Below are 7,603 nucleotides of genomic sequence, written 5' to 3'. Positions count from 1 at the left end.
AATAACTGCGTTTGCGTGGTCTACCAGTCCCCGGCCCGGGGCGGGGGGGCGGGCACCCGGGGGGGGCCCCCCCCGGTGGGGGGGGGGGGGCGGGCGGGGGGCCCCCCCCCCCCGGGGGGGGGGCCCCGCCCCTGGCGCATGGTGCCGCGCACGTCCCCACGGACACGCGTGCGGATCACCGAGCGCGCCGCGCACCATGCCTTCGATCCCCCCGTGACCTGGGCCGGGATCGCCGCGAATGCTGTCGCGGCCGTCGCCCTGGTGGCCGTGCACCGGCGCCGCCGACGGCGTTCCAGCTGATCCGCTGTGGGCCAGTCAGGGTACTTTTACTCGTTTTCATGGTGTCCCGACACGCTCTTCCGAAGATCCGTGTCATCTCTTAGGCGATCAGGTGATCAGTACGACAATCATCCCGGCTTGAAGGAGCCCAGCATGCGTATTTCCGCTTCCGTCCGCTCCCGCAGCGCCCGTACGGGCGTCACCCTGGCCGCCGCGGTGGCCGTCGCCGGCGCCACCCTGGCCGGAGCTCCGGCCGCCTTCGCCCTCGGTGAGAGCGGCGACATCGACATCCAGTCGACCGAGCACTCCCGTGGCGGGCACCACGAAGAGGGCGTCATCAAGGTCTGCGAGTTCAAGCTCGTGGCGACCAACTTCGACGGAGCGCCGTCGATCGGCTGGTCGATCACTGAGCAGCCCCCGGCATCGCTCCCTCTGACCTCGAACACGTTGGCCGACACCCTCCCGCTCGCCCAGGGCCGGGCCGAGAGCGACGAGTACCGCCTTCCGAACGGTACGTACCTGCTCCAGTGGCCGGTCCCGGGCGCGACGCCCAAGCAGAAGAACTTCACGGTCGACTGCTCCCACGAGGGCAAGAAGGAGGAAGGTCACGGCGGCAGCAAGGACAGTTCCTCCCGGGCCGGCGGCGAGAAGGAAGAGCACGGCGGCAAGACCGGCGGCGAAGGTTCGTCCTGGTCCGGCGGCGAGAAGGAAGAGCACGGCGGCAAGACCGGCGGCGAAGGTTCGTCCTGGTCCGGCGGCGAGAAGTCGTACGACAAGCCGTCCGGCGCGGTGCCCGCGGGTGGCGGTGGCGTCCCGGACATGGAGAGCGTGAGCTCCGAGAGCGAGTCGAACGTCGGCGCCTCGACCGCGCTCGTCGCCGGTGCCGTCGGAATCGCGGGGCTGATCGTGGTCCGTCGATCCGCACGCCGCCGTGCCCGCAACGAGGCATAACTCGCGCGGCCGACGGCGACGACGGGGACCGAGTCGTGCGTGCCGGCTCACCATGACCCTGTGCGTGACCTTCTCGCTGGTGACCGGCGTCGTGTGGGCGAGCTCGGAATCGCCCGAGGACGCCTCGTCGGTCACCGCCGCCCGTGGCAGCGACGCCGCGGGCGGCGGGGCCCCGCCGTTCCGAAGGGCACCGCACGAGCCACAGGCGAAGGTACCGGCCTCGCACGCACCACTGGTGCACTCCCGGCCGGTGAAGGTCGCCGTCCCCGCGATCTTCATCGAAGCGTCCGTCACCGGCCTCGACCTCGACAAGAAGGGCCGGCTCGGCGCCCCGCCGCTGAGCAAGCCCAAGGTGGTGGGCTGGTACCGCAGGGGACCGTCCCCCGGAGAGGCGGGAACCTCTCTGCTCGTAGGCCACCGGGACACCGCGACGGGACCGGCGATCTTCCTCAATCTCAACGCCCTGCGCCGGGGTGACACCGTGAAGGTCACCCGGGCGGACCGGCGGACCGCGGTCTTCACCGTCGACGAGGTGAAGACCTACACGAAGGAGAAGTTCCCCGACGACAAGGTGTACGGCACCACCGGCCGTCCTGAGCTCAGGCTCATGACCTGCGGTGGACGCTTCGACAAGAAGAACGGCTACTCCGCCAACGTCGTCGTCTTCGCCCACCTGACGTCACTCACGAAGGCGGCCTGACCCAGGCACGCCACACGGAACCGGCCGGTACCTCGGGGGCGAGGTACCGGCCGTCCGCGTGCTCCACCGGCCGCCCGACGACCGTCGCCCCGGCCCGGCTACGTCGCGCACACGCTCTCGTCGGCCCGGGACTGCTTGACGTCCACCTTCTTCGGCGAGGCGATGGGTGTGCCGGCCTCCTTGAAGTCCGCCCCGAGCACGAGCATCATCGCCTCCGTCCCGGTGGCGTCCGTCGTGCCGGGCTTCAGTGCCGAGGCGGGCAGACCCATGAGGTCCGCGAGCGCACGGGCCTGGTCGGCCTGGTTCGGCGCGTACTCCAGCGTCGTCGCGGCCACGTTCTCCGGGGCGTTGCCGACGTTGCTGGACTTCAGCACGCCCTCGGAGCTCTGCAGCCAGCCCAGGACCCTGCCCGCCGACCCTGGCGGTGCGCCGCCGTTGGCGAGATCGACACGCACGTCCGACGCCTCCGCCCGCGGCCCTTCGAGCAGAGCGGCCTGCTTGTCCTTGGCCGTCTTCTGCTCCTTCTTCGCCTCGGTGAAGGACACGTCGTTCTGCAGCATGCTGAAGACCTTCGGCGCCTCGACCGGGTCCGGAACGACGGTGACGGGCGTGGGCTCGTCCGGGTTGTCGACCACCGGCATCGTCATCAGGGTGATGTTCTTCAGGTCGATCTTGCCGAGCTCCCTGGCGAGGGTGACGAGCTTGCCCGCGCTGCCTATCCCCTTGTCCACGGTGAGGGCGTTGGTGGCCGCCTCGGCGACATCGAGCATCTTCGTGGGACTGCTCAGTGTGTCTTCCTTCAGCTGTCGCATCATCGACGCGACGAACTTCTGCTGCATCTCGATCCGGTCCAGGTCGCTCTCGTTCTTGAGACCGTGCCGGTTGCGGAGGAACGAGAGCGCGTCCTCCCCCGCGATCCGGCTCTCCCCCGCCGGGAGGTCGAGCTTGGACCCGCCGTCTTCGTCCTTGATGGGCTCCTTCAGACACACCTTGACGCCGCCGACCGCGGTGGACAGCGTCTTGACCGCGTTGAAGTCGAACATCATGAAGTGGTCGACCTCGAGGTCGGTGATGCCCTCGACCGTACGCATGGTGCAGCCCGGATCGCGTCCGTTCACCCCGAAGGACTCGTTGAACTTGGTGGGCGAGGCCGAGCCGGCGATGACCTCGGTCGAGCCGTCGGGCTGTCTGGTCTCACAGTCCGGGATCGTGGTCATGAGGTCCCTGGGAATGCTCACCACGCTGGCGTTGGAACGGTCACCCGATATGTGGAGGAGGAGCGTGGTGTCGGCGTGACCGGTGACGTTGTCCCGGTTGCCGTAACCCTCGTTGCCCTTGCCGACGCGTACGTCGTTGCCGATGATCAGGATGTTGGCCGGACCGTCCGCCAGGACGCCGTCGCTCCCCACGTCGCCGATGTCGACGGTGGTGATGTTGCCGTCGAGGCGGTTGTACCAGTAGTACGCGTACGCCGACGTCCCGACGAGGAGGAACGCGAGGCCACCCCCGGTCCACAGCAGCACCTTCTTCCTGCCGCGCTGCTTGCGCTTGCGGCGGCCGGATCCGGGTGCGGTGGCGGGAGCGGACGCGTCACGGCGGCTGCGCTGCCGGGGCACCCGGGCGGGCGCGGCAGTGGCGGTGCCGTCGGGAGAAGGGGATCCGGCGCCGGAGTCACCGTGGGGGCCGGCTGCTGACGGACCGTCCAAGCGCAGTTCGTACGCACCGGTCTCGGGATCGACCACCCACTGGTCCGCGGGGTCGACCTCGTCCGCCCCTCCATAGGTCTGCGCGTCCATGCTCCCCAGTTCTCTGTCAGGTACCACACGAGTCGCCTAATTGTTCGACACGCCATACTACTGGGGGGTGTGTTGTTTCATGTTGTTCGCAACAAACCTGCTGTGACGCACGCGTTTTGACTGCACGCCAACTGCCGTGTCCTTCACCACGCTTGCGCCCGACATGCGCTGAGGCCCCCGTTCACGGGGCGCCGAGAACAGCGGAGCCTCGAACAGGCATCGGCCGCCACTCCTGAGCCACGCCGCACACCCGCCTCTGCCGCTGGGCCAGGGACGGTTACCCAGCCCGTGGAACTCGGCCCCCCGCTGTCTCGTACTCCCCCGGGGCCCTATGGTGGCGATGGCCGGGTGCGGCGCGACGGGCCGTCCCGGAGACCCGGTCAGCAGCCCGCCGCCTCGAACATGCTCTTCGGGATGGCGATGTTCATGGCCTTGATGACCGGCTTGCCGTGTTCCCGGCCGAGCAGTGAGACCGCGCCCGTGGCCAGCTGGAACAGTTCGCCACTGGTGACGGGCAGCCCCAGGTAGCGGGCCGTGAGGACGCGCAGGAAATGGGAGTGGGCGACCAGCGCGACGTCGTCGTGGCCCATGCGGGAGGCCGCCGCACCGACCTCGGCCAGGACCCGGTCGGCGCGGTCCGCGATCTCCGACGGGGACTCGCCGGGGTGGTCTTCGGGCCCGGGTGCGACGCCGTGCCTCCAGAGGTCCCAGTCGGGGCGGGTACGGCGGATCTCCACCGTGGTGACGCCCTCGTACGCGCCGTAATCCCACTCGTGCAGGTCCGGCGTCACACGCGGCGCGCGCAGGCCGGCCAGCTCCGCGGTGCGGCGGGCGCGCAGGAGGGGGCTGACCAGGGTGAGGCCGACGCTGCGCTCCTCGAGGACGGGAACGAGCGCGCGGGCCTGGCGCTCCCCGAGGTCGGTCAGGGGCAGGTCCGTGTGACTCGTGTGCTGCCCGGAGCGGGACCATTCGGTCTCGCCGTGCCGGATCAGGATCAACTCGCCCATGGATACTTCCGTTCTGTGCGCCGTACTCGTACGTATGTACCGCTGGTGCCAACCTGCCGGCCCACGATCGCATTCCATCCGGCCCGGCGCGGGACGGCTCGCCCCGGCAGGGCGGCTCCGGGCCCGGACCGCGCAACCAGCGCATCGGACCGGGCCGCCGCATGCCGGGCGGCTGACTGCTGCGTCAGGCCGATTCGCCGACGACCGTGACCGTGTACGGCCGGTCCGTGTCCGTCGTGACGCGGACCTCGCCGCCCTCGCGGACCACCTCGTAGACCGCCGCCACCGCCCCCGTGCGGTCGGGGACGGTCACCGTGCGGGTGAAGTCGCCCGTTCCGGCGGGGGCGAACACGCGGAGTTCGAGGCCGTCGAGCCACTCGCCGTCCGGGCGGGACTCGTCCGCACCCAGCGCCAGGACCGCGCCCTGGCGGACCAGCAGGGGCAGGCTGTCGAAGCCGTGGGTCTCGCGGCGCCAGGAGGGGCCGGTGACGGTGTCGCCCGTCAGCAGGTGGGTCCAGGTGCCCTCGGGCACGTAGTACTCCACCTCCCCGTCCTCGGTGAAGACCGGGGCGACCAGGACGTCCGGGCCCAGCAGGTACTCGCGGTCCGCCGTGCGGGCCGTCGGGTCGTCCGGGAACTCCAGCAGCAGGGGGCGCATCGTCGGGACGCCCGTGCGGTGGGCCTCGACGGCGGCGCCGTACAGGTACGGCATCAGGCGGTGCTTGAGGCGGGTGAACTGCCGGGCCACGTCCACCGCCTCGTCGCCGAACTCCCACGGCACGCGGTACGACGAGGAGCCGTGCAGCCGGCTGTGCGAGGAGAGCAGGCCGAAGGCGAGCCAGCGCTTGAAGACCGCCGGGTCGGGGGTGCCCTCGAAGCCGCCGATGTCGTGGCTCCAGAAGCCGAAGCCGGACAGGGACAGCGAGAGGCCGCCACGCAGGGACTCCGCCATCGCCTCGAAGGAGGACCAGCAGTCACCGCCCCAGTGGACCGGGAACTGCTGGCCGCCGGCGGTGGCGGAGCGGGCGAAGAGGACGGCCTCGCCCGCGCCCCGCTGTTCCTCCAGGAGCTCGAAGACGGCCTGGTTGAAGAGGTGCGTGTAGTAGTTGTGCATGCGCTCGGTGTCGGAGCCGTCGTGCCAGACGACGTCCGTCGGGATGCGCTCGCCGAAGTCGGTCTTGAAGCCGTCGACGCCCTGGTCCAGGAGGACCTTGAGCTTGGCCTGGTACCAGGCGGTGGCCTCGGGGTTGGTGAAGTCGACCAGCGCCATGCCGGCCTGCCACTTGTCCCACTGCCAGATGTCGCCGTCGGCGGTCTCGACGAAGTAGCCCTTGGCGGCGCCCTCTTCGTACAGGGCGCTCTTCTGCCCGATGTACGGGTTGATCCAGACGCAGATCTTCAGGCCCTTGTCCTTGAGCCGGGCGATCATGCCCTCCGGGTCGGGGAAGACCGCCGGGTCCCACTCGAAGTCGCACCACTGGTACTCGCGCATCCAGAAGCAGTCGAAGTGGAAGACGCTCAGCGGGATGCCGCGCTCGGCCATGCCGTCGACGAAGGAGGTGACGGTGGCCTCGTCGTAGGAGGTGGTGAAGGAGGTGGTCAGCCAGAGGCCGAACGACCAGGCCGGGGGAAGCGCGGGGAGACCGGTGAGGGCGGCGTACCGGGACAGGACGTCCTTCGGGGTGGGGCCCGCGACGACGAAGTACTCCATCGTCTGGTCCTCGACGCTGAACTGCACCTGGCCCACGGCCTCGGAGCCGATCTCGAAGGAGACCTTGCCGGGGTGGTTGACGAAGACGCCGTAGCCGCGTGAGGACAGATAGAACGGGATGTTCTTGTAGGCCTGCTCGCTGCTGGTGCCGCCGTCGGCCTGCCACATGTCGACGACCTGGCCGTTCTTCACGTACGGCGTGAAACGCTCGCCGAGGCCGTGGACGGTCTCGCCCACGCCGAGGGCGAGCTGGGCGAACATGTGGTGGCTGCCGTCGTCGACGGTGGCGAACGCGCTTCCCTTGCGGCCGGCGGAGGTCAGGACCCGGCCGTCCCCGTCGAGGAACTCCAGGCCGAAGACGCCCTCGGTGGGAAGCCGCAGGGTCAGCGGGCCGCTGGTCAGCTCGGCGGTCGTGCCCTGCGTACGGGTCGTGGCGGCGGACTGCGGGGCGGCGCCCGGCAGTTCGAAGTCGGGGCCCTTGCGGCGCTTGCCGGCGTGGTGGGTGAGGCGCACCGCGATGACGCCCTCGGCCGGGGCGTAGGCCTCCACGGTGATCAGCGGAGCGTTCAGCGTGTCGCCGCGGCGCGTGACGCGCTTGACTGCGGCGTAAGCGGCGAGGCGGTCGTCGTCGAGGCGGACATCGCGTACTTCCGTGGCGTACGAGGCGTGCACACCACTGCGCATCTGCCAGAAGCCGTCGGTGAACTTCATGGGGGTGGTCCTTAGCCGATCAGGGGGTGCTGGGCGGGACGTCAGGGCGCCTGCGGCAAGCGCGGCTGCGGGTCCTCTCGGTTTTGATCGTACACAAAACAAATGTGACCGACAGGGTGGGTGGACGACGGGAATTCCCGGAATGCCCGAGTAGCCGAATCGTATGGTGGCGCCCCGGATCTGCCATGTTGGCGCCACGTGACCGATACGTCACGGAAATGGTCTAGAAACCTTTGACGGGATGGCGTATTAATTCTGCAAGCAAACAAATTGACCGGGCGGCCGAGGTGTCGTCCGGGCCTGACGTCGACAAGAGGCTGTGCAATGCCGGACCGCTTCACTCCCACCCCCGCGGACAGGTTCACCTTCGGTCTCTGGACCGTGGGCTGGCGTGGCAACGACCCGTTCGGTGACGCGACGCGTCCCGCCCTGGACCCGGTCGAGTCGG

Annotated in this window: 6 protein-coding genes and 1 pseudogene; 4 read left to right on the top strand and 3 right to left on the bottom strand. The window is 69.8% G+C overall.

The genetic code is table 11. The features are described 5' to 3' along the window. The first annotated feature begins 168 nt into the window (after positions 1 to 168). The 3 genes from ACFYQ5_RS35895 (at position 169) to ACFYQ5_RS35885 (ending at position 1,930) form a co-directional block, all read left to right on the top strand. Positions 169 to 300: a hypothetical protein gene (locus ACFYQ5_RS35895; RefSeq protein WP_389203802.1), complete on the top strand. Its 132-nt coding sequence runs from the start codon at positions 169 to 171 to the stop codon at positions 298 to 300. 132 nt (positions 301 to 432) lie between these two features. Next, positions 433 to 1,230: a hypothetical protein gene (locus tag ACFYQ5_RS35890; protein ID WP_389203801.1), complete on the top strand. Its 798-nt coding sequence runs from the start codon at positions 433 to 435 to the stop codon at positions 1,228 to 1,230. Positions 1,231 to 1,282: 52 nt separating this feature from the next. Continuing rightward, entirely contained in the window at positions 1,283 to 1,930 is a 648-nt protein-coding gene (locus tag ACFYQ5_RS35885; protein WP_389203799.1) for a class F sortase, read from the top strand. Between the two features lie 98 nt (positions 1,931 to 2,028). On the opposite strand, the gene ACFYQ5_RS35880 is transcribed toward ACFYQ5_RS35885, so the two are convergent. From ACFYQ5_RS35880 to yicI, 3 genes are all read right to left on the bottom strand, one after another. Next, complete coding sequence (locus ACFYQ5_RS35880; RefSeq protein WP_389203797.1) at positions 2,029 to 3,726, bottom strand: LCP family protein; 1,698 nt, start codon at positions 3,724 to 3,726, stop codon at positions 2,029 to 2,031. Between the two features lie 380 nt (positions 3,727 to 4,106). Beyond that, positions 4,107 to 4,733: a histidine phosphatase family protein gene (locus tag ACFYQ5_RS35875; RefSeq protein ID WP_389203796.1), complete on the bottom strand. Its 627-nt coding sequence runs from the start codon at positions 4,731 to 4,733 to the stop codon at positions 4,107 to 4,109. Positions 4,734 to 4,917: 184 nt separating this feature from the next. Further along, positions 4,918 to 7,155 carry an alpha-xylosidase gene (gene yicI / locus ACFYQ5_RS35870; protein ID WP_389203794.1) on the bottom strand — a complete coding sequence of 746 codons (2,238 nt, stop codon included), beginning with the start codon at positions 7,153 to 7,155 and terminating at the stop codon, positions 4,918 to 4,920. Positions 7,156 to 7,479: 324 nt separating this feature from the next. Between yicI and ACFYQ5_RS35865 the strand changes: the two are divergent. Beyond that, positions 7,480 to 7,603, top strand: a pseudogene (locus ACFYQ5_RS35865) (xylose isomerase); the annotation flags it as partial.

The organism is Streptomyces sp. NPDC005794 (genome assembly GCF_042871445.1).
Classification (GTDB): domain Bacteria; phylum Actinomycetota; class Actinomycetes; order Streptomycetales; family Streptomycetaceae; genus Streptomyces.
This window is presented reverse-complemented; position numbering and strand designations above follow the sequence as displayed.